The sequence below is a fragment of the Sphingomonas endophytica genome, from assembly GCF_001476895.1.
Lineage (GTDB): Bacteria > Pseudomonadota > Alphaproteobacteria > Sphingomonadales > Sphingomonadaceae > Sphingomonas > Sphingomonas endophytica_A.
In genome coordinates this window covers 1-766 of sequence record NZ_LDTB01000303.1, presented here as the reverse complement: position 1 = coordinate 766, position 766 = coordinate 1, and the positions used below count along the sequence as shown (strand labels likewise).

The window sequence follows — 766 nt, the reverse complement described above, 5'->3', positions numbered from 1 at the left end:
ACCCAATACGGCGCCGGGATGATCACCTCGTCGCCGGGATTGATGGTCGCCATCAGCGCGTTGTAGAGCACCTGCTTGCCGCCGGTGCCGACGATGATCTGGTTCGGCTTATAGCTCAGGCCATTCTCGCGCGAGAACTTGTTGATGATGGCTTCCTTGAGCTCCGGTATGCCGCCGACGTCGGTGTACTTGGTCTTGCCGGCCTCGATCGCGTGGATCGCCGCCAGCTTGATGTTGGCGGGCGTGTCGAAGTCAGGCTCGCCGGCCCCGAGGCCGATGACGTTGCGGCCCGCGGCTTTCAGCGCGCGTGCTTTGTCCGTGACCGCGATCGTCGCGGACGGCTTCACACGGTCGAGCGCAGCGGACAGGAAGGCCATTATCATCTCCTGGCAAACGTCGTGAGCCGTTGGGCCACGACTTGATTTGAATGGGATTGCGGCACCCTAGGCCTGTCGCCGCTGCATCGCAAGAAGCTTGGCGTTAAAGCACGAAATCTTTCGCGCGTGGCGGGCGCCCTGCGCAATTTTCTGCTAGTTCCAGCCCCAAATGCCTCATGTCCGGCAAGCCCTGTCATGGCCGCTCCGGCCTTGCCGGCAAGGCCCGCGGCTGCGTCCGCCGCCGCGGATTGCTCCGAGGACCATGTGCCGTTCGGGGCCTGCCTGAAGCTGCCGACGGCAGGCCGTCCGGCGCAGCCGGCAGCACAGCCCGCGATGCGGCTGCCACGTTGACGTTTCTGAATTGCAGCACATCGGCCACCGCCATCGAT

The 766-nt window shown here is 64.5% G+C and carries 1 protein-coding gene; it reads right to left on the bottom strand.

The features are described from left to right. A partial coding sequence (locus NS334_RS17320; protein WP_153002846.1) for an aminotransferase class I/II-fold pyridoxal phosphate-dependent enzyme occupies positions 1–377 on the bottom strand: 377 nt, incomplete at its 3' end. Positions 378–766 lie beyond the last annotated feature (389 nt).